Raw genomic sequence first — 26,095 nt, forward strand, 5'->3', positions numbered from 1 at the left:
GTCAGAGGGTTTCGGGGCAGCGATAGCTACGCAACAAGGTGCGATCGAAAGGGTTATTCGCCGCTGACGCCAGCAGCCTGAATTGCGCCTTACGGCCTTCCTCTTCGAATGTCACCAGATACTCGGTACTGCTACGGCCACGCTCGAGCCGCGAACTCGCCAGCAGTCGATACCAGGCCCAGTCACCCTCATAGTGCTTCCGGTGTACCGTTTCATTCAGGTCCTCAAAGATAATTCTCACACGATTTGACTCCCCGCCACGCCAGGTCAGCTTTTTCATTGTCCGTGGACCATGAGAGTAGGGTACACGCTGTCCGCCCACCTCGAGTTCGAAGAGGCGCACGCTCGAATCCAGTTTGGTCGGCTCAATCCGGAATGAATAGCTTGCCTGTTCGCCGCCACCAAAAAATGTACTGCGAATACGCTCGGCGCGACGCATTTGTGCAACAGCGCTTTCAGAGAGCCCGAGACTCTGGCCATCAAGAGACCTCATCGTCCAATTTCTGGTATCGACAAATGGCTTCAGATATTCGTCAATAAATTGCTGTTCTATACCGCCCGGCTTGAAGAATTTGTTGAACTCCAGCACCGGCACTTCCTGCTCACGGTCACTGCTTAACGGGTAACGACCGGCCAGGCTGCGGCTGTAGCTGTTGTAAACTTGCTCGCGCCAAATGCGGTCTGCATGTAGCTTGGCCTTGCTCATTACCAACGCCCAGGTACTGTCAGCGATATCTTCGAGCCATTCTTTAAAGGGCGCAGGTGCATTACTCGCTTTGATTCGCAATTGCTTAATGGCATCTCCACTACCACCTGCAAATCTGGCCTTGGCACTGTTGAAAGCAGCTTCATTCGCATCCGGCGCGCTGTCAATCTCGGTCAGATATTCCTGAATGCGGGAAATGGCCGATAAATATTCCTGAATGCGCGCGGGACGTCCTTTCTCGCTTTTGGTGATGCGATGCAGCTCTTCGAATCTTATGTCAACGATGGTCGGCTGAAACTTCTGCTGCAGTGCGGTGGCAGCGCCACCAGCCGCAGCATTACCGAGAGTTCGCGTGGTGCTGGAAACTGGCAGGCGAACCCCGGAGGCATCTACCGGCAGCTCCGGCCGCGGTGTGAGACTGGTGTTATCGGCCGATATTTCTGCGATTGCGAGCAGCGGCGAATACACTGGGTCCGATAGCTTCGATAGCGTATCCAGCGCCTGGCTCGTAGTGCGAAAACGCTGGATTGAGAAGCCATTGATGAATCGCTGCCAGCGCTGGTGGTACTCGCTGAGGTAAATACGCTTTACCTCCTCGCCGAGTTTTTTGCGATCCGCTTCGCTGAAGTCTTCACCACTGAGATCGCCGCCATATATCCATCGTTCTTCGGATAACCTGGCCATCAACGTGGAATCAGCGCCAAAATCTGTCTCTTTGTATCCGGCTTTGGTGTACAGATAGGGAATCGTGAAGCGTTTATCCGAGGCTGCGACACCGAATAGCTCGTCAGTATCACCACCAATCTCCCCGTACAGGTCAATTTGAGTCACGCCAAGTTCGCTGCGCTGCAGCTGGGCATATAGTCGCTGCGGTACCGGGACACGTCGCAATTGCTGGCGCGCCCGCGCGACAACACGTTCGTTCACCCGCAGGTCTTCCGGCATCGGTTCGGCGAAGAGGCGCTGTAAGTGGCCTGCCAGCTGTTCCTGCTTCTGAGCCTCTCCGGGCAGCTGGCGCTCCCAGCGAGCCCTATAATAGTCCTCCAGAGTCTCAACATTTCGCTGGTCGGGAGTAAAGAACATCAGGTAGGTCTTCAGGGTGGAGGCTAGCGCCGGGTCATCGCTATCCAAACGATTCAGATCCCGCTCAATGTCGCGTATCAGGGCGGGCACGAAAATGCGATACAGCTGCTCCTGATATAGGTTGTCTGCAGCCGCATCGATGCGATCATCATAGAGGCCGAGATTTGTAAGCCAGGGATGCTTGTCTTTTTCATAGACAGCTGCTGCGCTGTGTAGCGGCTGCAAAAGTTCCAGGCTCTGGACCGAGGTCAACTGTGTACTCGCAACCCGCTGCTTTTGCTGCTCGTACTCAGCGATCTTTTTGCTGACCTCATTCATGTACATTTTGTTTTGCGCGATGCTGCCGGTCCACAGGAACAGGGCAGCGATAAATACAGCGGCAGAGGTCGCGTAGATACCCCGACGGAGCCACTGGGTCGCAGCCTCTATCTTGCGATTGACGCCCACCAGCTCTGCTTCCGGAAAGACCACATCCTTGAGCAATCGATGCAGAAAGTAACTTTTGCCAGCCCCCTGGAGCTTCTGCCCCATATCGCGCTCGAGACCGAAGTCGGCGCTTACAGACGCCATCATGCGGTCAATCGGGCTGCCCTCCTGAGTGCCGCTGGTAAAGTAGACACCGCGTACCATCGGCACAGTGTCGTAGCGGTTGGGGCCGAACGTCTGCTTGAGGAAATCGGCCAGCATGTCCCGCAAGCTCTCCATGCGCGCAGGAAAGCCCTGTAAAAGTGCTCTTTTTTCAATGTTGCGCTCTTGGTGTACCCGCCACAGAACGCGCTGGTTCAGGCGCTCGATCAACTGCTGAAACTCGGAGTCAAAGCTGTCCAGCGGCGCGCCCGTTGCGGGGCTTGCCTCGGCAGGAAAACTCACCCCCCAAACCTGCTCCCGCTCCGCTTGCGAAAGGTTGTCGAAAAACTCGCTGAAACCGGCGACAAGGTCGCACTTGGTAAATGTCAGGTAGATCGGGAACCGAATGCCGAGTTGCTGCTGTAACTCATTAATGCGCTGGCGAATAGTCTTGGCCTGATGGAGTCGTTGCTCGGCAGTCTGCACCATAAGATCCTGCAGACTGATGGCCACGAGGGCGCCGTTGATCGGCCGGCGCCGGCGGTAGCGCTTCAACAACGCGAGGAAGGCCTGCCAGGCACTATTGTCGTAAACCCGATGACTGTCCTGTGTTGTGTAACGGCCGGCCGTGTCGATGAGCACGGCGTCGTTGGTAAACCACCAGTCACAGTTGCGCGTACCGCCCACTCCGCCCAGGGCTTCCTTACCGTGGGATTGCGCCAGCGGAAATTCAAGTCCGGAATTCACCAGGGCGGTTGTCTTACCAGAGCCCGGCGGGCCAATGATGATGTACCAGGGCAGCTGATACAGAGAGACACTGCCCCGTTCAGACTTGAAGCGCGCCTTGCTCAGAACCCCCATTGCCTCGCGAAAACGGCTGGAGAGCGTGTCGAGTTCTTCGCGACTGCGCTCTTCATCGGGATCGATTTCGCCTTGCTGAGACTCTTCAATCTCGTTAATCAGAGCTTGGTTTTGGCGCCGCTCCACCAGCCACTGGCTGATGTTCCAAACCAGCCAGGTGGCGAACAGAAACACAATAATTGTTGCGCGTACCGCGTGTGACAGTGTTGTGTTATCACTGCCGAACTTGATGTAGTCGGCACCGAACCAAATCAGCAGTGACAGAGCCAGCAGGCCGATGCAACCCACTACCCATTTATTCGTGAAAAAATTACGCAGGCGTTTCATGCAGAGCTCCATCTCCCGCTCCCTCGGGGACCGGGGAAAACCGTTCCAGGTTTACCGGTTGGGAATATCTTCTTTCTTGTCATCGACGATGGCGGCAATACTTTCTGCCACCGGTGTCGCACTCTGGTACAGCCACCAGCGATAGCCGCTGTAGGTAATTGCCAGCACACCAAACACGACACTGGCGATCACCCACAGTGGTATATATTGAATCAGACGCGTCCTGCGCTCGACGCAGCCCTGCCAGTGCGGCGAGAGGTCCCGGTCCATGCCGGGTCTGTGACTCTCTATAGTCTGGTAGAGGTTGTCCCGTATCTGCTCAAGCTGCTCGTGTCCGCGCTGTACCAGTCGATACTTGCCCTGAAACCCGAGGCTGAGACACAGATAGAAAAGTTCGAGCAGTTGCAGATGGGATCCGGGTGTTTCCAGCATGCGCTGCAGGATCTGGAAGGACTTCTCGCCCCCAAAGGTCTCCTTGTGAAACAAGCTCAGAAGTGAGTGCTGACTCCAACCACTGGCAGTGCCCCAGGGAGTCGTCAGGACTACCTCATCCACAACCGTACACAACAGGTAGCGCGCCGTAAGAACCGTTTCAGGCGCCAGCGAAAGCTGTTTTGCTTCGCGCTCAAAGCCCTGAATTTCCCTCGTCAACCGCTTGTGTAGATCCGGTACATTGTCGTGCTTCATCGTTGTGCGCAGCTTGATGATCACACCTAACAGTTTCGATGCGGCGGCGACCAACGGATTGAGCGTGTTGCGGATCCTGATTTCCTGTCGCACATCGCTGCCAGCGAATTGATTTGGCGGTGTACTGCCGGTCGGACGGCTGGCCGCAGCGGCGCCGGGTGTTGGAACCACCACTGTGCGGTCTCCGGCCGTGGGGGCGCGCGGCGGGGTAAAGCTGTCATTACTCATGATCAGTTATTCCTTATTGCCCAGAGCTCCATGCTCAAACCCGGGAACTCGGCCCCTAGATGCACTGCGAAGCCGCCGGATCTCTGCATGGCCTGCCAGAGTTCACCGGCGCGCTCCACCTCAAAGTAGGTAAAGCCGGCGTGGTACGGAATCTGTCGCGGCGCAACGGGTAGAGCTCGCAACGACAAACCGGGTAACTGCGCTGAAATCAGTTCGCGGATGGCCTCTACCGGTGCCACCTTGGCCTGCCCGGGGAAACGGCTACGCAACAGGTCGCCCGGCATATCCGCTTTTGCCGCCATAATGAAGCTGGCAGTCTTGACCAGCGAAGGATCGGTTACTGGCGCCACATAAATACCGTACTTGCGCTGCACCAACTCCATCGCAATGGCAGTCTGCTCCAGCACCGTAGACAAACACTGGCGCAGTGCTGCGAACAGGCCGGCATAGCTCTGCTGCAAATTCTCGTGGGCGTAGTGGGGAATCTCCGGCGGGCGCTTATTGGCGGTCGTAAACGTGGACAGCTCACCGGCCAACTGCAGTAACTCGACAAACAGGCTATGCGGGTGCAGGCGGGGTTGTGCCGTAAGCTGGACCAATAGAGGCTCAAAGCGATTTATTACCTGTAACAGTAGATAATCGGCAATCTCCGCCGAGCCACTACGCCCACTGTCGCTCAGGCGATGGCCCAGCGCGGAGCCCCGATGACTAAGCAGCCCCTTGATCTCTTCGATGTAGGCTTTAATGACCGATGAAGCGTCACCATTCAGCAATGGCGGAATATAGTCGGAATCAAGCTCCACTGGCTTTTCGGGCTGACGCTCCCGGATGCGCGCGATACCAATGGCGGCGTAGCCGCTCAGATCATCGCTGCCCAGTTTCAGGCAGGCACGCAGCTTGCCGACCTGTATCCGCGCGGGCTCGCCGGATGTGGAGGCACTGTTGCGGGCATCGAAATTACTGGTCTGATAACGCGCCTGGGGGAAGTCTTCCTGGTCACGCACCGACTCCTGGCTCCCCGGCCGCTTCATCGGTATACACAGATACACCACTTCATCGCGGGTATTGACCGGCACTTCCAGCACTTCGGGTAGATGCTCATTTTCTGGCGCAAGCATCGGTGTACCATCCGGGAATATGACATTCACCCGCGATACGGATATTTTCCCCATGGCCAACGGCTCACTGTCGATGGCAAGTTCGACGAGTCCCCACGTGTAAGGGCCAAGGGCGCCGGTGCGGGCCTCGAGTAACTGTTCCAGATAGCGATCCTGCTGCTGGAAGTGCTGCGGGCGAAGAAACATGCCCTCGCTCCAGATTACCTTATTGTTCGCCGACATAGTTTTTCCTTATGAAAGTCGGGGCCGGGAGTGTCCAGCCTGGCCGTGACTCAGCTATTTTCCTTGTTCCGTCTGCTCCAGCTGTTTACGCATACGCTCATATTCCGCGCTGGAGATAGTCACCGTACCGTCGTCACGGGATCCAGTAGCGCCACCACTTCCAGAAGACCGGCGCATGGCCAATGCTTTGGTGGAACCTATCTGCGTGCCGGTCAACGTCACTTCGTACTCGTTTTCCTTATGCTCGGTGATCGGCAGCAACATAAGGGCATCAGCCCGCTGGTACTGCACGAACTCAGCCAGCAATCCTATGTATCTGACTTCCGGACTGAGCTGCAGCTTCTCGATCCGTTGCTCGCCCGGCGCAAACTCTTTCAGGACCACGGTGTCGAGCAGGTCATTTCCGAGGCGGGATTCTGCGTTCTCGTAAAGATTCAGGAAATCCTCGCGGGAAAACTGACGGTCATCAGCGAGCATAAAAACCCGCACTACCACTGGTGATGCGCGGCCGTCGTTATCCGGATTTACATCGTTTTCACTGTCCACCGACAGCTCAACGCTGGTTTCAAAATTTAATGTACGCCGTGTGGTCTGGCAGGCAGACACGGTCAGAATCAAGGCACCGATCAACAGTAACTGGAAAACTTTATTGGTGGTCACATTTAACTCCCGTTTTTCCTTTATCGTCAGTTTTTCAAGCTTCTGGCATTTTTCAGCTCGGATAGCTGGTTTTCGTAAACAGTCGCGAACTCCTCACCAAATAGCCGCCGATAACAGGCGTCCGGATCCTTCAACAATTCTCGATACAGCTCGGTGAAGCCTTCCCAGTTTTTGGCATTCTTGCTGGCGAAAACTCCACCGTGCTGACCGGCATGCCGCTCGATATTTTCCGGATTGAAGAACTTCAGCATGGCGTCATAGCCGGCACGCATACCGGCGAGCACTGCGACCTGGTGGTCGGAAAGGTCATCAAAGCTGTCCCGCACTGCTTGCTGGGGTGACATAAAGGCACCGCTGCCGGCGAACATTGCGGTCAGCGCATCTGCGGCGGTCGCACTGAATTTCAGCGGATTGTTCGCTTCCGTCTGAATCATGGTGCGCTGCACACGCAATTCGTTTTTTATGCTGGTGCGCGCGCGCAACAAGTCGATAAGCCGCGCAACCGTCTCCTGGACAATCGCTGTCGTCTGCTGGTCCACCTGTTGCAGCTGCGCCAGGGAGAGATTCAGCCCCAAGGCTGCAGCCAGGGCATTGGTAGTGGCCGTGGCAGGCGCCGGCGCAGCCGGTGTCGAGGGCTGCGGCGCCTCCACCGCGGGCACTGGCGGAGCCTGATCCTGGCGGACACCGGGAACCGGCTGTTGCGGCTGAAGCTGGGAAAACTGTTGCGACGCATCGGAAAATGCGGCTCCCGTGGACATACCGTTATCGAATCCCGGCGCACCTTCCACCTGTTGCCCCTGCATAGCGGCGAAAGAATCGGCAAAAGGGTTATCCAGCGGAGGGGCCGGGGGCACTGGCGACCCCGTGTTCGCGGTGGGCTGCGGGCGTGGATCCGACCAGAGTTGATCCACAGCGGGCGCGATATCGGCGGAGCTTGTCTGTTGCGGTACAATTTGCATCGAGTGACGATCGGCCGGTGCATGGTCCTGCTCACTGCCGTCTTTCCACCAGTCGTCGCCCCAGTCGCCGCCCGCTTCTGCAGACAAGCCCCCTGCAGTGCCGCTGAAGGCAGACAAAGGGTCCTGAACCGAGCCGAACTCGGATCCCTTAACGCCACCGAAGGTCGCCAGTGGATCCGTCGGCCCCGAGTCCGTCCCGAGAAGATTATCGCCGCTTACAGCGCTCTGATTAGTACCGCTGACATAGCCCCACTCACCTGTATCGCCACCACCGCTGCGGCCAGGCTCCAGCCAGCTGTCGAGCTGCTGCGCTTCCGCCTGGTTCTGCATTTTGGCAGCCGCGGCGGCACTGAATGTCGTGCGGTCGCTACTATCGAGAAAATCCGCATCACCGAGGCCTTTGGGCAGCCCGTGACTTTCGGCCTGTGGGCGGCGAACACTGACTTTGAGTTGGTAGTCGCCAATACCGATTACGTCACCATCGTTCAGTGGGGCCTGGTTGCCCTTGCCCAGCGGGTTGTCTCCCTGATTGTGATAGGTGCCGTTTGTACTCTCGTCCGTAAGGAAATACTGGTTGTTGCTGAAGGTGATCAAGGCGTGCTTCGATGAGACTACCCGTTCCGGATCCGGCAGCACCCAGTCATTGCTGTCCGCGCGGCCGACACTGCCACCGGCGGGCGTAAACAGTTTTGTATGCTTGAGCATATTGGCACCCCGGGGGTCTGCCAACACGGAGAGAACTAAGTCCATTTCACTCTGACTCGCGCTATAGAAATTTCGGGCCTCTAACACAATGGAGCCCCACTAACGGATACGGCGGCGCAACCCCGCCGATCAGCTCCAGGGGCCCCTGAGATCAGTACCGGCAAGCGACTGTAATCTCGGCAATAAAATCTGGTCTTTTCCCTGCACCGACCGCAACGTACTGATGCCCGTGCTGGCGAACCGTGCCGCGGCACGGTCTGTCAATTGCGCCTCAGCACAGGGCGTCATCCAGTCTCCCTGCGGCAGTTTGCGTAGATGCAGCGGCAAATCTTCGTAGCTCGCCGACGCCACCGGAGCGAGCCGGCCGGTACGAACAAACTGCTGACAGATTGACAGTACCAATAGGTATGCGCTGTTGCCCCACAGGTAATAATTGTGGCCGTGCTCCGGTGTCAGCTCCTCGAAATCAAAACAGTCGGTGCGGGCGGAATCTGCACCGAAAGGCAGCCGTAACATGAATCTGGGACCTGCCAGCGCAACATATTCACAGCCCGAGTAGTCACGCACGGCCTGCCAACTCTCGGCGAACACCTCGGACAACGGGTAGTGCCAATCATCCGGGTCCAGCGAACCGGCCAAACTGGTACACCCGGCGAGGCGGCAGTCCCCCCCCAAGATAACGGCGCTGCCTGCGGCTTCGGCGATGGTCGCGAGATCAATCAACAGGTGCAGGTCCCTCTCCTCGTCGGCAACGAAGAAGTCACCCAGAATCAGATTGAACGGCATACTTCCGGCTACAGCTTCACGCTCAACCAGGCACTTGAACAACTGCGATTGTTCGAGATCATTCTCCGCCTGGGCGAAATCTGCCAGTATTTCCTCTTTACTGACGTCAATCAGATACAACTTAAGATTCGGATGCTCCTCGAGTCGCCGCAATAACAGCTGCAGACTTCGCCAGCTACTTTCGATTTGTCGAAAGTCACTGTTGTGCATCAGCTTGCGCATGGCTTCGGAGGCGGCCTGGCTAACCGCCTGCAGGTAGAGGTCCTGATTGGCGTCTGGCTTCTGCTGCACATAGGGCGCGACGACATCTTTGATCAGCCTATCGATCTGCCCTTCGGCGCTATTCCCGTGAAAATCGTCAAACCCTTTTCCGGACAGGATTCGATCAAGCAAAGAGTCATGTGAATTCGGCGCCTGACCCGCGCCATCTGGAGCTTCCAGTTCCGGATGCCACTCGCGAATCTCTTGCGCAGCCTGGGCAAAAGTCGCCGGCTTTAACAGCTTTTTTTCCAGATCAATAAACTTTTGGAACAGCGGCACTCGACTGTAAAGGTAATCCGGATGTAGATCATCGAATTCGAGCAGTGCCAGCGACTCCTGCATCACCGGCAGCTGTAAACGCACCCCAAGGTGTTCGAAAACGGCCTCGAAGTTATCCTTACCCAGCCGGATTGCTGGCCGCTGAGAAAGATTCTCCGGCTCGCAGACACGGCGGCTGGCGCGGCCACTGAAATCACCCAGGATAGCCACTTTCAACACATCATTTGGTAACGTTCCTGTGTCATCCTGGCCAACCTGAAAAAAAGGCACTCCCGTACTAATGGTCGATCGACTCACTTTCAGCTCTCCATTGCCACGATATCGACATCCTTTGTTGTCCGCGCCACTGCCGTCGTCACTTTTTCGATTTTATTTGACGAACTCCCTTCGCTGGCCGTCTCCTCTGATATCTTTTTAGTTTTACGTGGTCGACCGCGCTTCAACGGACGCACCCGCTGATTGGCGATTTGCTCGATCTTGTCCTTGAAGACATCCCCACCGAGCACATGTCCAACCTTGATGGTTTCCGCAATATATTCCAACAGGCGTCGATCGAAGCTGTAGCGGAATAGTTTTCGGTAGGCCTCAGCCCGCTCCCGCGGCGTTTTCCCTAGAGCCATGTAAAGTCGGTGATCAGTAATGACTTCACTGTCCGTATTACTTGCATGGTGATTGAAACTGGACCAGGGATAGTCACCGAGCGATTCGGCCAAGCCGAGGTATAGGGGCCGCAACTCAACATAGCGATAACACGTCAGCAGGTAGGCATCGGAGTCAATGAGACTGGACTTGTAGCGCCCTCCCCAGAGGGTTCCGGAACGTTTGTAGCGGTGATTAACAAACTGTACGTAACGCCGCCCCAAAGACTGCATCATCGAGGGTACACCGTCCGGGACACGCGGTGTTGCGATGATCTGCACCATATTAGGAAGAAGAACGTATGCGTGGACGTCGACGCGGTACTGATCCGCAGCGTTGCGCAGACTGATCAGATAAAACTGATAGTCTTCCTCATCGAAAAAGCACGGCAGGTTGTTATGACCTACCTGAACAATGTGCTGAGGAATATCGATTAGATTGAGTCTGGGGAGACGGGGCATCTTGCCGAAAAATCCTTTTCTTGCACAGGCGTACCGCCTAGCTTCCTTCCTTAGTGGTGCGACATTATCACAAATGAATGAAAAAGATTTCAAACCACTTGTACTACCAAGTTAACATTGCTGCACAGTGGCGATGATTTTTGAGTCATCCTGAAAGAAAATTGCTGAACGATTACAGCAAATTACATCAACAGGGAGTTGTGACTGACATGGAGCCAATCAGGCTGGCAGTCAATGGGCGCACCGATATCGGACAGGTGCGGGAGGAAAACGAGGACAGCATTCGCTGGCACAGTGATTCAAGCCACCCCTTTGCTTACGTCATTGTTGCGGATGGAATGGGCGGCTACAGTGGCGGTGCCATGGCCAGTCAAATCGCCGCCGACACTCTGCAGCAACACCTGAATGAATTGCTCGGTGACACTTTCTTATCCTGCTCACCACAGCAACAACAGCTGATGTTGCGGGCAGCATTGATCGAAGCTATAGGCAATGCCAATCAGCGAATAGTCGAGACAAAAAATACTCGACCGCAGTTTTCGCAGATGGGTACCACTTTGGTTGCCGCGGTGGTTTGGCAGGAGTTTCTGGTTGTCGCACATATCGGCGATTCACGCGCTTACCTGTGGAATGCATACGGCCTGCAGAGACTCACCCGCGATCACAGCGTGGTCCAGGAAATGATCGACAGCGGGCAACTCACACCGGAACAGGCACAACAGTCTCAGATTCGCAATCATATTACCCGCGCACTCGGTGTCACTGAAGACGCGGAGCCGGTCATCAATAGCTGGAAGCTCACCGAAGATGCGCTTCTGCTTCTGTGCAGTGACGGTTTAACGGAGTATCTCGACGACCACTGCATCGAGCGCGTGCTCGCCACCCACAGGCCGGCACTCGAAAGCGTCTATCGCTTTATCGATGACGCCAATCAATTAGGCGGCCGAGACAACATCAGCGCAGGCATCATGGAGTTTTCCAATAGACCAGAAGCAGTCGCTCGGGCAGTCGATGATGCAATTACGCTGAAGCCAAAAAAGGACGATGTCACAGTTCGCAAATCCTAGCGTCAACCCCCTCTTGCCCTTCTTATTCTTCTCGAGAGCGCCAATATGACACCGGAACGTCTGGCCGAAATTATTCCACTAGCACTGACAAAGCTAGCACCGCCTCATATCGACCCCGTAGCTGGCGATCCTTTCGCGCTATGCCGGTGGCTAAATTCTTATACAGGACAAAGTGCGGATACGAGTGGACAGTCTCCTCTCGGCGCGCTGTGGCCAATACCGCCTGAGATATCGGCCGATAAATTCACACTGACCCAGGCGCCAGAATTGCCGACGCTCTGCACTAAAGACTGCGGGCCGGTGAAGTTCTGTAATCGGCCTGGTGTCAATGCGCAAGGTCGGCACGTACCCTCGCTCGCTCGGTGCCAGCAAGTAGCGGAGCATGTAATCGCTCACAGCGGTGAAGTAGCCTTTGCGCGGACAGATTTTACTTTGCCCGGCCCTCTACCTTTTGCATGGCAGCGCTACTACCGCAGCAGCATTACAGAAAACAACGGGCTTGGTCCTGGCTGGCGTCACACTCTGAGCGAAAAGCTGACTATCACCGAAGGGCACCCGGACAGCGACGGTGCGCATGCAGCCGTTGCAGAACTGCAGACCGCCGAAGGCCGGATTGTGTCTTTCAATGTTCCGCCTATCGGGCAAAGCAGCTATAACCGCTTCGAGCGTTTGCTGCTACATCGGCAGAGTCTGCACAGCTATCGCCTCAGGAGTTTCAGCCAGCCCGACAAGATATTCCGCGCAGATGGTATCAGCGGAGCACTCCCCCTAACAGAAATACGCGATCAATTTGGTAATTCGCTCACCGTGGATTACGAGGGTGGTCTGCCGAGAAAAGTTGTCAGCTCCTGGGGACGGATGCTGATATTCGAATACCAAAATCATTGCATCAAGAGAATACTGAATCGACATGCACCTACCGGTGAACAGAGCCTTTGTTCCTATGATTACTGCACTACGGCCGCAAGGCTCGCCGCAGCCTGCAGCGGTACTACGCACGAGAGCTATCACTATGATTCCGACCGGCTCACTGGTGTGGAGCACAACCTGCACGGCGCGCTCGAGTTTAGCTACGATCACCAGCAGCGGTGTCACAGACTAAGAAAAAATCGATTCGAATACTCGTTATGCTGGCAGAACTCGCAGCGTCACTGCACGCTGACCGTACCCGATCGGCATAAGACACAATGGGAGTTTGATGGCTTAGGCCAGCTGTTACGGGAAACACAGCAAGGTAGAGTGACCAGCTATTTTTACGACTACTACGGCAATCTCTGCCAGAAGACTTCGAACGCGCAACGGGAAATCTGTCGCCACGATGAATTTGGCCGCCTGGTGCGCCGCACGCGCCGTGGAATAAGTGATCGCTTCGTTTACGACGATTTCGGCCTGCTGGCAGCCGCGCACCTTCGCGGAAAGGAAAACTGGCTATTTGATTATTCCGACCAGAGACTCCCGGAAACGGTGACGGACCCAGCCGGACACGACTGGAACCTCCTTTTCAATGAGCGCGGACAACTGATAAGGCTGATCGACCCGGAAAATGGCAAGCTGAAGTTGCACTGGGATGGACAGGGCCAACTGACGTCGATTTTGCGTGGGGAGCGGCACTGGAGATTTGAATACGACAACTGGAACAGGTTGACGGGCAGCAGCTGTGGAAATCTCACGGCAAGGCAGTGGCGCTACCAGAGTAGCGGCGAACTGCTGGAATATCGTTGCGGTGAGAGAATTCTTAAGGTTGAAAGTGATACCCGGGGTCGACCGTGCGGCATCAGTGAGAATGGACGGGTACGCCTGCTCTGGGAGCGTGACGACGATGGCGATATCTGCCGGCTGCGCCTACCCACAGGAGACACCTGGGAAATCCGCTATGACAAATACAAAAATGTCGTCCAGGCACAAAACTCGGCGAATACACTGACCTGGCGCTACGATCGCTTCGGCCAGCTCTGTGCATTCGATGATGCGCGCGGCGATTGTATCCAGTGGCGGTACGATAGCAGTGCGCGAGTGCGGGAATACCGCAACAATGACACACGCTGGTTTTTCACCTACGACGACTGCGGCGCACTACGGCAGATCCGCAACAACAGCGGCCAGCAGTGTGAGTTTCACCATGATGAGTGCGGCCGCCTGCTGCTCGCCGACAACGGCTATAGCCGTGTAAGGTTCCAGTACGACAGGCGAGGCCGGCTCATCGCTGAACACCACGACAGTAGCGATAGCGAAAGTCTGGATATTAATCACCAGTATGATCGCCGGGGCTGGCTTAAGAAGTCCACATCCGGCGAACTCGATATCAGCTACTTGCTAGCTCCCGACGCTGCTCTCTACGGTATAGATGCGAATGGCGAGGCAGTGCTGCGCTGCGAATACCTGGACGCAGAGGAGAACTGGACCCAAGGCCGCATCCACAGCCGGCACCGATATTTGGACGGCCAGCTAGCCAGTATCGAGACCACGCACAACCAGCGTTGGCATTTCGCAAGCCGGGAATCCGGGCGCGATATCGAACCCGCACTAAGTGCTGACCACAGTGGTATCGAGCGCGACCAGCACGGCAGTATCGCCAGGGAAAGGCGTAGTGACTCCAGTGACTCCGAATATCGCTATCAATACGATGGCTGGGGCCTGATGACCGGCGCCGAATGTGACGCGTTCAAAACCTATTTTCGTTACGACCCCTTCGGGCGCCGCCTGCGCAAACTCACCACCTACCGTAAATCCACGCAGCAGAAGCGCGTCCTCTACTATTGGAACAGTTTGGGATTGTGGGCCGAGCACAGCCAGATAGCGGCTATTGAGGAACCGCCGTCGCAGTATCTTTATCACCCGCTAACGGGAGCACTGTTAAGTTGCTGGCAGGCTGGCGCACTCAAGCACTACCTGCTCGATCCGGCCGGCAGACCGCTGGTGCAGTTTGACCATCAAGGTGAACTATTGTCGCCGGAAAGTGCGGCGCCAGCGCAAGTTGGCACCAACGGAGAGCCGGGCCCCGGCTCTTGCCGCTTGCGCGGAACGGCGCAGATGCTCGACCCAGAGACCGGTCTTTACTACAGCTGGCAAGGCTACTGGAACCCTATCCGGCACTGCTGGCTACACAGGGAGGACCCTTTCGGGGGAAATCAACAGGGAACCGTGTCTGAATTCGAATATACCGCAGAGGTCGACGTGGAGCCTGCCTGAAAAATTTCGCGCCGCAAAACAAGCGACCGGGAAACGCGCAGCGGCTACAATGCAAACGCGTCCCCTCTAATGACTGACTCATGGCAGAAAACTTCAAAATCGGTGGTGTATCTATCTCTCGCGGCGAGACCCGACGTATCGATCTACCCGTGGTTCGCCTGTACACCGACACGGAAATGGCCATTCCGGTCTATGTGCAGCGAGGAAAGAAAAGCGGTCCGACCATGTTTGTTTGTGCGGCACTGCATGGCGACGAGCTCAACGGTATCGAGATTATCAGCCGCCTGATCGGCAGTCGGTCGCTCAAGTCGCTGCGCGGCACGCTGATCGCCGTGCCGGTGGTCAATGTATACGGTGTGCTGCAGCACTCGCGCTACCTGCCTGACCGCCGCGATCTGAACCGCTCCTTTCCGGGCTCTGCCAAAGGCTCGCTGGCTGCACGCATGGCCCATGTATTTCTCGACGAAATCGTCTCCAAGTGCGACTACGGCATAGATCTGCATACCGGCGCGCTACATCGCAGCAACCTGCCGCAGATACGCGCCAACCTGGATGACGAGGAGACACGTGGAATGGCGAACGCCTTCGGTGTGCCGGTAATGCTGAACGCGACCCTGCGCGACGGGTCCTTGCGCCAGGCGGCGGCGGATCTGGGCGTACGCATTCTTTTGTATGAGGCCGGAGAGGCACTGCGTTTTGACGAGCTGTGTATCCGCGCCGGGGTAAAAGGTATCGTCAATGTTTTGCGACATCTGCAGATGCTGCCAAAAAGCCGCCGCCAACAGAGCATCGAGCCCTTTGTTGCCCGGCGCAGCGGATGGCTGCGCGCCAGTGACAGCGGCATTGTAAATCACAAGAAGGAGCTGGGTGACCATGTGCGCGAAGGGGAGGTTCTGGCAACCATTGCCGATCCGTACGGTCACGAGCTGGACCGGGTAATTTGCAATGCCGACGGCATTATTATCGGCAAACAGAATATTCCGTTGGTGCAGGAAGGCGAGGCCATGTACCACATCGCCTATTTTCACGAGCCTCATGAAGTGGCGGAGAATCTTGAACTGCTGCAGGACAGCCTGCTGCCGGATGAGAATTTCTGAGGAGCGGCACTGATAGAGGCGAACTTTCGGTTCGCCTTTACTCATGGTGTTTTTTATTGGGACTGCAGCAGGTCAATCACTTCCTTACTCGGATAGCCCTTCACCTCGACCCCGGCACTCTTTTCAAAGGCCCGGACCGCTTTGCGAGTGCCCGACCCGGCCTTGCCATCGATTTCCCCTTTGTAGAAGCCTTTTTCTTTTAACAGTCTTTGCAGCTCTTCCACTTGGGCGCTATCGATCGGTGTAAACGGGCGATCCCAGTCTTTCACGAGTCCGGGTGCGCCACCTATCTGGTCGCCGAGCAGGCCAATCGCGGTCGCATAGCGGTCGGAGTTGTTGTAGCGCTTAATGACAAAGAAGTTTTTCAGCATCAGGAAGGCCGGACCTTTGCGGCCATCCGGCAACTTCAGCTCAGCCATATCGTCCTTGCGCGGGAAAGGCTCACCATTGGCGCGTTTGACGCCCAGCTTTTCCCATTCGCCGATCGTCAGTTTGCCTGCGGGCAGCTTGCGGTCGGGAATAGTGACTTCGTACCCCCAGGTCTCGCCCTTGCGCCAGCCGTTGTTGGACAGCAGGCTCGCTGCGGTGGCCAGTGCATCGGGGACCGAATTCCAGATATCGCGCTTGCCATCGCCATCGATATCCACGGCGTAGGCCTGGTAGCTGGTCGGAATGAACTGGGTGTGCCCCATGGCGCCAGCCCAGGAACCTGTCAGGTGGCTCTCGTCGATATCACCGCTCTGCAGGATTTTCAGGGCGGCCAGCAATTGTTGGCGACCGAATTTCTTGCGCTGAGGATCCGCATAGGCGAGCGTTGCCAGTGAGCGAATCACACTGCGCATGACCTTGTCGTTGTCCAGGATGCCGCCGTAGCTGGATTCGACGGACCAGATCGCCAATAGAATGTTGGGATTGACACCGAAGCGCTGCTCTATCTTCTCAAGCCAGGGCTGCAGCTGTTGCTTTTCCTTTTTGCCGCGCTCGATCGCGCGCCTCTGCACCCGGTTGTCGAAATACTGCCATACCGGCGCCTTGAACTCCGGCTGGTAGGCCGCCTTATCCAGCACCCACTGATCCGGCGAAGTGATCCCCTTGAACGCGCGGTCGTAAACCTCGCCGGAAATACCATTCTTGATTGCCGTCTTGCGGAAATCCTGTACCCACTTCTGGAAGCCCGGGTCAGCGGGCTCCTCGGCGGCGACCGGCGCCGTCAGCAGCAGGCTTAACAGCAACACAAATGGGGACAGCTTGAGATACTGGCGAGGGCTGGACATAGCGATTCCTTCAGCGCACATCAAATTGCTCGCTCAAGGGTAGAACGGGAAGGCGCCTTCCGAAAGGCAGATTCTCCAACCCGTGACGGAGGTCAAGCCAACTCAGGGAATTACGTAGAAAAGCACGGCAAAGAAATGCAGTATGCCGCCCGCCAATACGAACAGGTGCCAGATGGCGTGGTGGAAGCGCAGACTGCGCCACAGGTAGAAGGCGATACCACCGGTGTAACAGAGGCCACCGAGGACCAGCAGCCAGAGACCACCGGGCTCAAGGCTGTTCATCAGCGGTTTGATTGCGGCGATAACCACCCACCCCATCAGCGCGCTAAGTGTGATCGACAGGGCGCGGATCTTTTTCAGCGGCGTGAACTGGATAACGAGTCCGGCGAGCGCCAGCCCCCAGATAATCCCGAACAGCCACCAACCCCACGGGCCGCGCAGGGTCACCAGCGTAAACGGTGTGTAAGTACCCGCTATCAGCAGAAATATGGCCGAATGGTCGAGCGTGCGCAGTATCTCCTTGGCGCGGATATGGCTGATGGCGTGATACAGGGTCGAGGCCCCGAAACACAGAATCAGGGTGGCGGCGTAGACACTGGAGCTGGCAATATGCCAGGCGTCGCCGCGCAGGGCAGCGAAACCGCAGAGGACACCGAGACCGGCAATGGCGAGCAGTGCCCCGACGCCGTGGGTAATACTGTTGGCGACTTCTTCCGCGAAGGTATAGCGGTGGGCGACGGTGGAGGACATGCAAAACCCCGGTCAGAAAGCTGGCCATTAAGTCTGGCACAACTTTGTGACCAGACGCTTAAATCCGGTCCAATCATCGGCAGCCTTGCCGATGAAAGCAAGAGCTGATTGGGACCGGGGATTCACGAAGTGGCCGGATTGAGCCCGGCCCGCCTTTATAGGCTCGGGTTGTGGATACCCATTTCGCACAGGGCCGAGGATTCGCGCACGATGGTCTCTTTGCGATCGGGGCCGGTGGAGATAATGTCGATGGGCGCCCCCACCAGCTCCTCGATGCGAGCGATATAGGCGCGCGCATTGGCAGGCAGCTCCGCCTCGCGGCGCACGCCGAAAGTGGTGTCGGTCCAGCCGGGCATGCTCTCGTATACAGGCTCAACTCCCTCCCAACCGGCGGCGTCGAAAGGCACGGGCACTTCCTCGCCTGCGGCATTGCGGTAGCCCACGCAGATCTTCACTTCCTCGAGGCCATCGAGAACGTCCAGCTTGGTCAGGCACAGGCCGGAGATACTGTTAATGCGGATTGCATGGCGCACAGCGACGGCATCAAACCAGCCGGTGCGGCGCTGGCGGCCGGTGGTAGCGCCGAACTCGTGGCCCTTCTCACCCAGGTGGCGGCCCACATCACACTCCAGCTCGGTCGGGAAAGGACCACCACCGACGCGCGTGGTGTAGGCCTTGGTGATACCCAGCACATAGTCGAGGTACAGGGGACCGAAACCGGAGCCGGTAGCCGTGCCACCGGCGGTGGTGTTGGAGGAAGTAACGAACGGATAGGTACCGTGGTCGATATCCAGCAGCGAACCCTGGGCGCCCTCGAACAGAATATGGTCACCGCGCTCGCGGGCACAGTGCAACTGATCGGCGACGTCGGTGATCATCGGCACCAGCTGGTCGCGCCAGATTTTCGCCGCTTCGACAGTCTCTTCGTAGCTGACCGGATCCACCTTGTAGTACTGGGTCAGGGCGAAGTTGTGGTACTCCAGCAGTTCTTTCAGCTGGGCGCAGAAGCTGTCCCAGTTGCACAGATCGCCGAGACGCAGGCCGCGGCGCGCGACCTTGTCTTCGTAGGCGGGGCCGATGCCGCGACCGGTGGTGCCGATCGCCTTGTCACCGCGCGCCTTCTCGCGAGCCTGATCCAGGGCCACATGCACCGGCAGGATCAGCGGACAGGCCGGTGACAGGCGCAGGCGTTCACGCACCGGCACGTTTTTCGCTTCCAGTTCCGCCATTTCCTTCAGCAACGCTTCCGGTGACAGCACGACGCCGTTACCGATCAGGCAGGTGACGCTCGGGCGCAGAATGCCGGAGGGAATCAGGTGCAGGACGGTTTTCTCGCCGTCAATCACCAGTGTATGACCGGCGTTGTGACCACCCTGGAAGCGCACCACCAGTGACACTTTTTCGGTCAGCAGGTCGACAATCTTGCCTTTGCCTTCATCGCCCCACTGGGTGCCCAGCACTACTACGTTCTTGCCCATTTTGCGTAAATCTCTAACTCAAGGTTTCTGACGGAACGGACGGACCGCCCCGGCAAGCAAATTAATCTTAGTTCGGATCAGCCGCGCGGCTTCACCACCCAGTCGCCGTTGTCGAGGACCAGTTCGCGATCGCAGCGAGACTGCACCTCGGCCTCGGCATCGCCCGGCAAAGTGGCGATCACCACCTCACCGTTGCGGCGCAATTCCTCCACGGTGCGCCACAGGGATTGCCCTTCGGCCCCCTCTGCCAAAGGTGCAAGAATGGCGCAATCCGCTGGTATCGCGGCGCGGCCGAGCGTATTGAGCGATACCAGGTCGCTACTGAATCCGGTGGCAGGGCGGTCGCGACCAAACACCGCGCCGATACCGTTATAGCGGCCGCCGTTTGCGAGTGCCTGGCCGTGGCCGGGCGTATAGACCGCAAACACCAGCCCGGTTTCATAGTCGTAACCGCGCACTTCGCTCAAATCGAAAAACAATTCGACGGCCGGATAGCGCTGCGCGAGGGCTTCGGCCACCCGCTGCAGGTCGGTGAGTGCCGCCTCGAGTTCGGTCGGTGCGCCGCTCAGCAATTCGCGCGCGCGCACAAGGCATTCGCGCCCGCCGGCAAGGCCCGGCAATGCGCGCAACCAGGCGGCCACCTGGGGGTCGGTCACGTTGTCCTGTACCCAGCGCTGCACGTCGGCACTGGCTTTGCTCTGCAGCAGCGCAAACAGTTCGCGGCGCTGCTCTTCGTCCAGCCCCGCGGCTTCGGCGAGACTGCGATAGATAGCGACATGGCCGAGATCCAGGTGAATCTGTGCAATCCCGGCAATCTGCAGGCTCTCGAGCATCAGCGAGATGATCTCGATATCCGCCTGCAGGCTTTCCACCCCGTACAGCTCGGCACCGATCTGAATCGGCGCGCGGGAACCCATTGCGGTGCGCGGCCGCGTATGCACTACGTGGCCCGCATAGCACAGGCGATTGGCGCCGGCGCGGGGGAAACTGTGCGCGTCGATACGTGCGGCCTGGGGTGTGATGTCTGCGCGAATGCCAAGGGTGCGGCCGGAGAGCTGGTCGGTGACTTTGAAGGTGCTGAGATCGAGATCTCGCCCCATGCCAACCAGCAGGGACTCGGTGAACTCCAGCATCGGCGGTATCACTAGCTCGTAGCCCCAACTGTGATAGAGGTCCAGCAGGCGGCGGCGCAGGGTTTCGATCTGCACGGCGTCCGCGGGAAGGATTTCCGCGATGCCATCCGGCAGCATCCAGCGATCGGCTTGGGTCATGGTGAAACAGGTACTGTCAGCGGTGTAACAGGTGCGGGGGCACCCTTCACAAAAAAACCGGGCTCGGCCCGGTTTGCGTGATTTTACCACCAACTGTTTGCGGGAAGGTAGGGGTTTGATCCGGCAATTGCGCGGATTTGCCGGCGAAACGGGCCAAACCAGGCCCGTCCCGCCTATTCCCGCCGGTCGGTCTTACTGCGACTTACCTTCCGGATCCTTCAGATAGCGGAAGAATTCGCTGTCCGGGTCCATCAGCAGCAGATCGGCCTTATGCTGGAAGCTCTCCTTATAGGCGGTAAGGCTGCGGGTAAAGCGATAAAACTCCGGGTTCTTGTTGAAGGCCGCGGCATAGATGGCGGCGGCCTCGGCGTCACCGGCACCGCGGAGCTCTTCCGACTGGCGATAGGCCTCGGCCTCAATCTCCACCTTCTGGCGGTCGGCGTTGGCGCGGATACGCTCGCTGGCCTCCTGACCCTTGGCGCGGTGGTCGCGGGCCACCAGCTCGCGCCCGGCGCGCATGCGCTGGAACACGGACTCGGACACTTCCGGGGGCAGGTCGATACGCTTAACACGCACGTCGATGATTTCCACACCCAGGCTGGACTTGGCCGCCTCGTTCAGGTTCTTGGTGATCTCCGCCATCAACTCATCGCGCTGGCCGCTGACCACTTCGTGCAGATCGCGCACACCGAACTGGTTACGCAAACGGTCGTTGATCTGTTCGGACAGCAGCCGCACGGCATTGCGTTCATCGCCGCGGGTCGCGACATAGAAGCGCCCCACATCGATAATGCGGAACTTGGCGTATGAATCCACCATCATGAACTTGTTTTCCGCGTTCAGCATGCGCACCGGGCTCGAGTCCACAGTCTGGATACGCGCGTCAAACTTGCGCAGTTCGTGCACCAGTGGAATCTTGAAGTACAGGCCCGGCTCGTAATCCGTGCGGATCAGCTCACCGAAACGCAGCAGTACGGCCTTTTCCGTCTCCTTGATGACGAAGGCGCTGGAGGAAATGGTCAGCAGCGCCAGTAGCAGCGCGGCAATAATCACCAGTGTTCTGTTGTTCATTGCGTCACCCCCTTAGCGTACATTCTGGCTGCGACGGCTGTTGGCAGCCTCGGTGCGCAGGCGATCGACGATGCGCTCGTAGACCTCATCGATCACAGCCGGCGACACGTCTTTGCGCTGCACCGTCTGCGTGCCCTTGTCCTGTGCCAGCTTGTCCAGAGGCAGATACATCATGTTGCTGCCACCCTCGACATCCACCATGACTTTCGAGGCGTTGGACATGACCACCTGAACCGCGTCCAGGTACAGGCGCTCGCGGGTCACTTCCGGCGCCCGCTCGTATTCGGCCAGCAGTTTCTCAAAGCGCACCGCCTCACCGCGGGCACTTTCAACCACCCGCGCCTTGTAACCTTCGGCGTCCTCGATAATACGCTGAGCCTGGCCGCGCGCGACCGGGATTACCTGGTTGGCATACGCCTGCGCCTCGTTCTGCAGGCGTACCTCATCCTCGCGTGCCCGCACGACGTCGTCGAAGGCATCCTGCACTTCCCGCGGCGCCTTGGCGTCAGTGAGGTTGACCACGTCGACCCGAATCCCAGTCAGGTAGAGATCCAGGTACTGCTGCAGCCGCTCCTGGGTATCCGCGGACACCTGGGTACGATTCTGGGAGATGACGCCGTTCAGCGTGGTGGAGCCCACCACGTGGCGCAGGGCACTGTCGGTCGCCTCCTGCAGACTCTTGAGCGGATCGCGCACGCGCAGCACGAAGGATTCGGCGTTGTCGATATGCCACTGCACCTGCAGGACCACGTCAACGATGCTCGCATCCTCGGTGAGCATTTGCCCGGTGGTGCGCTCGGTGCGCACCTCGGTCATGTTGACCTTGGTAACCGCATCAATCAGTGGCGGATTCCAGTGCAGACCTGCCGTTTCGGTGGAGTGATACTTACCCAGGCGCAGAACAACCGCCGCTTCGTTGGCGTTGACCTGATAGAAACCCAGCAGACCGTAGAGCACCGCCAGCACGATCAGCACCAACGACCAGGGAAAACCGCCGGAGCCGCCGCTGGCTCCGGCACCCGCGCCGCCGCCAAACAGGCCATTCAGCTTCTGCTGCAGCTTACGCAGCAGTTCGTCCAGATCGGGGGGGCCGTCATTGCGGTTGCCGCCACCGCCACCCCAGGGATCCTTGTTATTACCACCCGGCTCGTTCCAGGCCATCTAAATACTCCAACTCTGATCATTTAGCTTTATGTACCGGCGGATTCTAGCATTCTTCGCCTGCGAAATATTGCCGCTTATCGCTGTTCCGTCTCGTCCAGTGGCTGCCATTCCGGCGCGTTGCCACTGAGTTTGAAGGGTGCCAGCAGGCGCTGGAAATCACTGCGCGGCAACAGCAATTGCAATTCGCAGTCGCCGTTGTCGCGGAAATTTTCGCTCTGTACGGCATTGACTTCGTAGAGCTGCGCGCGCAAACGCGACTGCTGCGGCGTCGTCACCAGCAGACCTCGCACCATCTGTTCGCCGAGGCGCTCGGCAATGGCCTCGATCAGCAGGTCGCCGCCGGCGCCGGTAACAGCAGAGACCCAGACAGCGCGCGGCACGCCCTGATCGTCCCGCTCGATGCGCGGTTCGCTGTCCTGCAGCAGGTCGATCTTGTTATACACAAGCAGCTGCGGCAGTTCCGCCGCATCGATCTCCTCGAGTACGTTCTGCACCTCTTCCATCAGGTGCAGGCGGTCCTCCGCCGCCGCATCGACAACGTGCAGCAACAGTGTCGCCTGCGCCGCCTCTTCCAGCGTGGCGCGAAATGCTTCCACCAGCTTGTGCGGCAGATGGGATACGAAGCCCACCGTGTCCGCCAGGATCATGGCGCCGACATTGGGCAGGTCGACGCGACGCATGGTCGGGTCCAGCGTTGCGAACAGCTGATCGCGCACATAGACGTCTGCATCGGTAAGGCGATTGAACAGCGTGGATTTGCCCGCGTTGGTGTAGCCCACCAGGGAAACGGTGGCCATCTCGGCGCGGGAGCGCGCGCGCCGGCCCTGCTCGCGCTGGCGGCGCACCTTTTCCAGTTTTTTCTCGATAGAATCGATACGCGCACGCAGCAGGCGGCGGTCCGTTTCCAGCTGGGTCTCACCGGGACCGCGCAGACCGATACCACCCTTCTGCCGCTCCAGGTGCGTCCAGCCCCGCACCAGGCGCGTGGCCATGTGGCGCAGCTGCGCCAGCTCCACCTGCAGCTTGCCCTCGTGAGTGCGCGCGCGCTGGGCGAAGATATCCAGGATCAATCCGGTCCGGTCCAATACACGGCATTTCAGTTCGCGCTCGATATTGCGCTCCTGACTCGGGGACAGGGTGTGATCAAAGATCACCAGCTCGGCGCCATGCTCTGTTACCGCCTGCTGAATCTCCTCCAGCTTGCCGCGGCCGACAAAAGTCTTGGGATCGGGAGTGGCGCGCTGGCCGAAAATAAAGGTCACCGGGTCTGCACCGGCAGAGAGTGCCAGCTCTTCAAATTCGCGCGGGTCATCTGGACTGTCGATGGCTGACAGTTCCAGATGTACCAGCACAGCCAGTTCACCGGATTCCGGTCGTTCGAAAAACAATGGGAATTCTCTTAAACAGGGCTGACAGCCCTAACTGAAGCCACTTTTCGTGGCACCAAACCGCAGGCGCCCCGGCAAGCCGAGGCGCAGGTCAAAACTTGGGGCGGGGCGAGTTAAGCGAAAGTGTCTCGCTCACCACCTTCACCAGTGCCCTCGCCAGCACCGCCCTGGGCTGCCGGATTCAGCAGCGGCACGCGCACCGCGCGGGACGGAACGACGGTAGAAATGGCGTGTTTGTACACCATTTGGCTGACGGTATTTTTCAGCAGTACTACGAATTGATCGAATGATTCGATTTGCCCTTGGAGCTTGATGCCGTTAACCAGATAGATAGAAACCGGGATACGCTCTTTGCGCAATACGTTGAGGTAAGGGTCTTGTAAGCTGTGCCCTTTTGACATCTTTTTTCTCCTTGTCAAAAGCTGTAAGCGAATGCAGGCCGCAATCGCGCCCACGAAACCCGTGGACTAAGAAACGACTGAGGTTGAACACGCGTATAAAAAAGAGCCGGAAATGGCCGGACTCTGTGAAAAACTGACTGAGCGGGCTTGTTAGTGTCCTGCCCCATACTAAATAGCGATATCAGCGGGCCGCTAAGCGGCCAGATGCAAGGCGCATTTGCGCAGGCCTAGCCGGCTAAGTCAAGCAAATGCAACGCAGCAGATGGTTGCTTAGCGGCCCGCCCGAAGGGAGCCCCCCAAATCGTCCACAGCGGCGTTGCCGTTTTTGAAAAGGGCGCGCCATTCCCTGCGAACGGCGCCTTGCTGTGAACAATTTGGGGGGCTCTGATCTCGCTATTTAGTATGGGGCAGGACACCAGCCCAACCACGTTATGGATGCTCAGGCGAGAAATTTCAAGGCTTCCGCCAATATTTCGTCATTTTTGCGCACCCTGCCATCGACATCTTGTGCGTAAATACCCGCCAGATCCGGCCAGCGCCGCAACCAGGTCAGCTGGCGCTTGGCCAGCTGGCGCGTGGCAGCAATGCCGGCCTCTAGCATTTCCTCATAGGTCAGGCGGTCATCCAGGTACTGCCATACCTGGCGATAGCCCACCGCGCGGATGGCGGGCAGATCCTCGTGCAGATCGCCGCGGGCACGCAGCGCTCTCACTTCATCGACAAAGCCCTGCTCCAGCATTCGCCGGAAGCGCGTCGCGATTCGCTCGTGCAACAGCGCCCTGTCGCGCGGCAACAGCGCCAACTGGCGCAGGTCGTAATGCTCTGCCACTGAGTCCCGCACCTGCTGCCGGCGCAACTGGGACATTGGCACACCGGTCACGCGGAACACCTCGAGACCGCGCTCAATACGCACAGAGTGATTGGGGTGCAATTCGGAAGCCAACTCCGGGTCGACCAGGGCCAACTCCGCGTGCAGTGCGGGCCAGCCCTCGCGCTCGGCCCGGGCCTCGATTTCCGCACGGATGGCCGGATCGGCCTCCGGCAGCTGCGCCATCCCTTCCAGTAGAGCGCGAAAATACAACATGGTTCCGCCGACCAGGAGCGGGATCCTACCCGCCGCAGCAATCTCGGCCATGGCCTCGAGCGCATCCCGGCGGAAACGGCCGGCGGAGTAAGATTCGCTGGGATCGCAGATATCGATCAGGCGGTGGGGATAGCGCGCCAGCTCTTCCGGGCTCGGCTTCGCGGAGCCGATATCCAGGCCGCGGTAGACCAGCGCCGAATCGACACTGATCAGCTCGACCGGCAAGCGGTCGGCCAGCGCCATCGCCAGATCTGTCTTGCCGGAGGCGGTCGGCCCCATCAGGAATATCGCGCGGGGCTTGCCGCCGCGTGT

19 protein-coding genes are annotated in these 26,095 nt (G+C 58.2%); 3 read left to right on the plus strand and 16 right to left on the minus strand.

Annotated features, from left to right (window positions below):
• Nucleotide 1: 1 nt before the first annotated feature.
• The 7 genes from tssM to BUC36_RS13375 all read right to left on the minus strand — a co-directional run bounded on the left by tssM (nucleotide 2) and on the right by BUC36_RS13375 (nucleotide 10,549).
• On the minus strand, nucleotides 2-3,544 hold the full coding sequence (gene tssM / locus BUC36_RS13345) for a type VI secretion system membrane subunit TssM (protein WP_073275957.1): 3,543 nt from the start codon (nucleotides 3,542-3,544) through the stop codon (nucleotides 2-4).
• A 51-nt stretch (nucleotides 3,545-3,595) separates the two neighbouring features.
• Complete coding sequence (gene icmH / locus BUC36_RS13350) at nucleotides 3,596-4,459, minus strand: type IVB secretion system protein IcmH/DotU (RefSeq protein ID WP_073275959.1); 864 nt, start codon at nucleotides 4,457-4,459, stop codon at nucleotides 3,596-3,598.
• A 2-nt stretch (nucleotides 4,460-4,461) separates the two neighbouring features.
• Complete coding sequence (tssK, locus tag BUC36_RS13355; RefSeq protein ID WP_073275961.1) at nucleotides 4,462-5,799, minus strand: type VI secretion system baseplate subunit TssK; 1,338 nt, start codon at nucleotides 5,797-5,799, stop codon at nucleotides 4,462-4,464.
• Between the two features lie 54 nt (nucleotides 5,800-5,853).
• Entirely contained in the window at nucleotides 5,854-6,459 is a 606-nt protein-coding gene (tssJ, locus tag BUC36_RS13360) for a type VI secretion system lipoprotein TssJ (RefSeq protein WP_143186997.1), read from the minus strand.
• Nucleotides 6,460-6,485: 26 nt separating this feature from the next.
• Complete coding sequence (gene tagH, locus BUC36_RS13365; protein WP_073275963.1) at nucleotides 6,486-8,123, minus strand: type VI secretion system-associated FHA domain protein TagH; 1,638 nt, start codon at nucleotides 8,121-8,123, stop codon at nucleotides 6,486-6,488.
• A gap of 129 nt (nucleotides 8,124-8,252) precedes the next feature.
• On the minus strand, nucleotides 8,253-9,746 hold the full coding sequence (locus BUC36_RS13370) for a type VI secretion system contractile sheath domain-containing protein (RefSeq protein WP_084536029.1): 1,494 nt from the start codon (nucleotides 9,744-9,746) through the stop codon (nucleotides 8,253-8,255).
• Between the two features lie 2 nt (nucleotides 9,747-9,748).
• The gene (locus BUC36_RS13375) at nucleotides 9,749-10,549 is read right to left on the minus strand and encodes a transposase (protein WP_073275967.1); all 801 of its coding nucleotides are present in this window, start codon (nucleotides 10,547-10,549) and stop codon (nucleotides 9,749-9,751) included.
• Between the two features lie 161 nt (nucleotides 10,550-10,710).
• On the opposite strand from BUC36_RS13375, the gene BUC36_RS13380 reads away from it, so the two are divergent.
• From BUC36_RS13380 to BUC36_RS13395, 3 genes are all read left to right on the plus strand, one after another.
• Entirely contained in the window at nucleotides 10,711-11,616 is a 906-nt protein-coding gene (locus BUC36_RS13380) for a Stp1/IreP family PP2C-type Ser/Thr phosphatase (RefSeq protein WP_234994990.1), read from the plus strand.
• 45 nt (nucleotides 11,617-11,661) lie between these two features.
• Nucleotides 11,662-14,805 carry a DUF6531 domain-containing protein gene (locus BUC36_RS18850; protein ID WP_143186998.1) on the plus strand — a complete coding sequence of 1,048 codons (3,144 nt, stop codon included), beginning with the start codon at nucleotides 11,662-11,664 and terminating at the stop codon, nucleotides 14,803-14,805.
• Between the two features lie 80 nt (nucleotides 14,806-14,885).
• Nucleotides 14,886-15,902, plus strand: coding sequence for a succinylglutamate desuccinylase/aspartoacylase family protein (locus tag BUC36_RS13395; protein ID WP_073275975.1), 1,017 nt, complete (start codon nucleotides 14,886-14,888; stop codon nucleotides 15,900-15,902).
• Between the two features lie 53 nt (nucleotides 15,903-15,955).
• Here BUC36_RS13395 and BUC36_RS13400 read toward each other — a convergent pair whose 3' ends face one another.
• The 9 genes from BUC36_RS13400 to miaA form a co-directional block, all read right to left on the minus strand.
• Nucleotides 15,956-17,176 carry a lytic murein transglycosylase gene (locus BUC36_RS13400; RefSeq protein ID WP_073275977.1) on the minus strand — a complete coding sequence of 407 codons (1,221 nt, stop codon included), beginning with the start codon at nucleotides 17,174-17,176 and terminating at the stop codon, nucleotides 15,956-15,958.
• Nucleotides 17,177-17,278: 102 nt separating this feature from the next.
• Nucleotides 17,279-17,926 (minus strand): PAQR family membrane homeostasis protein TrhA, encoded by a 648-nt coding sequence (trhA, locus tag BUC36_RS13405; protein WP_073275979.1) that lies wholly within the window; start codon nucleotides 17,924-17,926, stop codon nucleotides 17,279-17,281.
• 155 nt (nucleotides 17,927-18,081) lie between these two features.
• On the minus strand, nucleotides 18,082-19,404 hold the full coding sequence (locus BUC36_RS13410) for an adenylosuccinate synthase (protein ID WP_073275981.1): 1,323 nt from the start codon (nucleotides 19,402-19,404) through the stop codon (nucleotides 18,082-18,084).
• A gap of 77 nt (nucleotides 19,405-19,481) precedes the next feature.
• The gene (locus BUC36_RS13415) at nucleotides 19,482-20,675 is read right to left on the minus strand and encodes an ATP phosphoribosyltransferase regulatory subunit (protein ID WP_073275983.1); all 1,194 of its coding nucleotides are present in this window, start codon (nucleotides 20,673-20,675) and stop codon (nucleotides 19,482-19,484) included.
• A 192-nt stretch (nucleotides 20,676-20,867) separates the two neighbouring features.
• Nucleotides 20,868-21,746 (minus strand): protease modulator HflC, encoded by an 879-nt coding sequence (hflC, locus tag BUC36_RS13420; RefSeq protein ID WP_073275985.1) that lies wholly within the window; start codon nucleotides 21,744-21,746, stop codon nucleotides 20,868-20,870.
• Between the two features lie 12 nt (nucleotides 21,747-21,758).
• The gene (gene hflK, locus BUC36_RS13425; protein WP_073275987.1) at nucleotides 21,759-22,907 is read right to left on the minus strand and encodes an FtsH protease activity modulator HflK; all 1,149 of its coding nucleotides are present in this window, start codon (nucleotides 22,905-22,907) and stop codon (nucleotides 21,759-21,761) included.
• Between the two features lie 77 nt (nucleotides 22,908-22,984).
• Nucleotides 22,985-24,298 (minus strand): ribosome rescue GTPase HflX, encoded by a 1,314-nt coding sequence (hflX, locus tag BUC36_RS13430; RefSeq protein WP_073275989.1) that lies wholly within the window; start codon nucleotides 24,296-24,298, stop codon nucleotides 22,985-22,987.
• Nucleotides 24,299-24,411: 113 nt separating this feature from the next.
• Entirely contained in the window at nucleotides 24,412-24,699 is a 288-nt protein-coding gene (hfq, locus tag BUC36_RS13435) for an RNA chaperone Hfq (protein WP_073275991.1), read from the minus strand.
• A 439-nt stretch (nucleotides 24,700-25,138) separates the two neighbouring features.
• Nucleotides 25,139-26,062: a tRNA (adenosine(37)-N6)-dimethylallyltransferase MiaA gene (gene miaA, locus BUC36_RS13440; RefSeq protein WP_073276174.1), complete on the minus strand. Its 924-nt coding sequence runs from the start codon at nucleotides 26,060-26,062 to the stop codon at nucleotides 25,139-25,141.
• Between the last annotated feature and the right edge of the window lie 33 nt (nucleotides 26,063-26,095).

Origin of the sequence: Microbulbifer donghaiensis (assembly GCF_900129095.1) — a bacterium.
GTDB classification, from domain to species: domain Bacteria; phylum Pseudomonadota; class Gammaproteobacteria; order Pseudomonadales; family Cellvibrionaceae; genus Microbulbifer; species Microbulbifer donghaiensis.

What these genes read in the sequence shown, in the direction of transcription:
- tssM (WP_073275957.1), bottom strand. Translation starts at nt 3,544, where the DNA reads ATGAAACGCCTGCGTAATTTTTTCACGAATAAATGGGTAGTGGGTTGC.
- icmH (WP_073275959.1), bottom strand. Translation starts at nt 4,459, where the DNA reads ATGAGTAATGACAGCTTTACCCCGCCGCGCGCCCCCACGGCCGGAGAC.
- tssK (WP_073275961.1), bottom strand. Translation starts at nt 5,799, where the DNA reads ATGTCGGCGAACAATAAGGTAATCTGGAGCGAGGGCATGTTTCTTCGC.
- tagH (WP_073275963.1), bottom strand. Translation starts at nt 8,123, where the DNA reads ATGCTCAAGCATACAAAACTGTTTACGCCCGCCGGTGGCAGTGTCGGC.
- BUC36_RS13375 (WP_073275967.1), bottom strand. Translation starts at nt 10,549, where the DNA reads ATGCCCCGTCTCCCCAGACTCAATCTAATCGATATTCCTCAGCACATT.
- BUC36_RS18850 (WP_143186998.1), top strand. Translation starts at nt 11,662, where the DNA reads ATGACACCGGAACGTCTGGCCGAAATTATTCCACTAGCACTGACAAAG.
- BUC36_RS13395 (WP_073275975.1), top strand. Translation starts at nt 14,886, where the DNA reads ATGGCAGAAAACTTCAAAATCGGTGGTGTATCTATCTCTCGCGGCGAG.
- BUC36_RS13400 (WP_073275977.1), bottom strand. Translation starts at nt 17,176, where the DNA reads ATGTCCAGCCCTCGCCAGTATCTCAAGCTGTCCCCATTTGTGTTGCTG.
- trhA (WP_073275979.1), bottom strand. Translation starts at nt 17,926, where the DNA reads ATGTCCTCCACCGTCGCCCACCGCTATACCTTCGCGGAAGAAGTCGCC.
- BUC36_RS13410 (WP_073275981.1), bottom strand. Translation starts at nt 19,404, where the DNA reads ATGGGCAAGAACGTAGTAGTGCTGGGCACCCAGTGGGGCGATGAAGGC.
- BUC36_RS13415 (WP_073275983.1), bottom strand. Translation starts at nt 20,675, where the DNA reads ATGACCCAAGCCGATCGCTGGATGCTGCCGGATGGCATCGCGGAAATC.
- hflC (WP_073275985.1), bottom strand. Translation starts at nt 21,746, where the DNA reads ATGAACAACAGAACACTGGTGATTATTGCCGCGCTGCTACTGGCGCTG.
- hflK (WP_073275987.1), bottom strand. Translation starts at nt 22,907, where the DNA reads ATGGCCTGGAACGAGCCGGGTGGTAATAACAAGGATCCCTGGGGTGGC.
- hfq (WP_073275991.1), bottom strand. Translation starts at nt 24,699, where the DNA reads ATGTCAAAAGGGCACAGCTTACAAGACCCTTACCTCAACGTATTGCGC.
- miaA (WP_073276174.1), bottom strand. Translation starts at nt 26,062, where the DNA reads ATGGGGCCGACCGCCTCCGGCAAGACAGATCTGGCGATGGCGCTGGCC.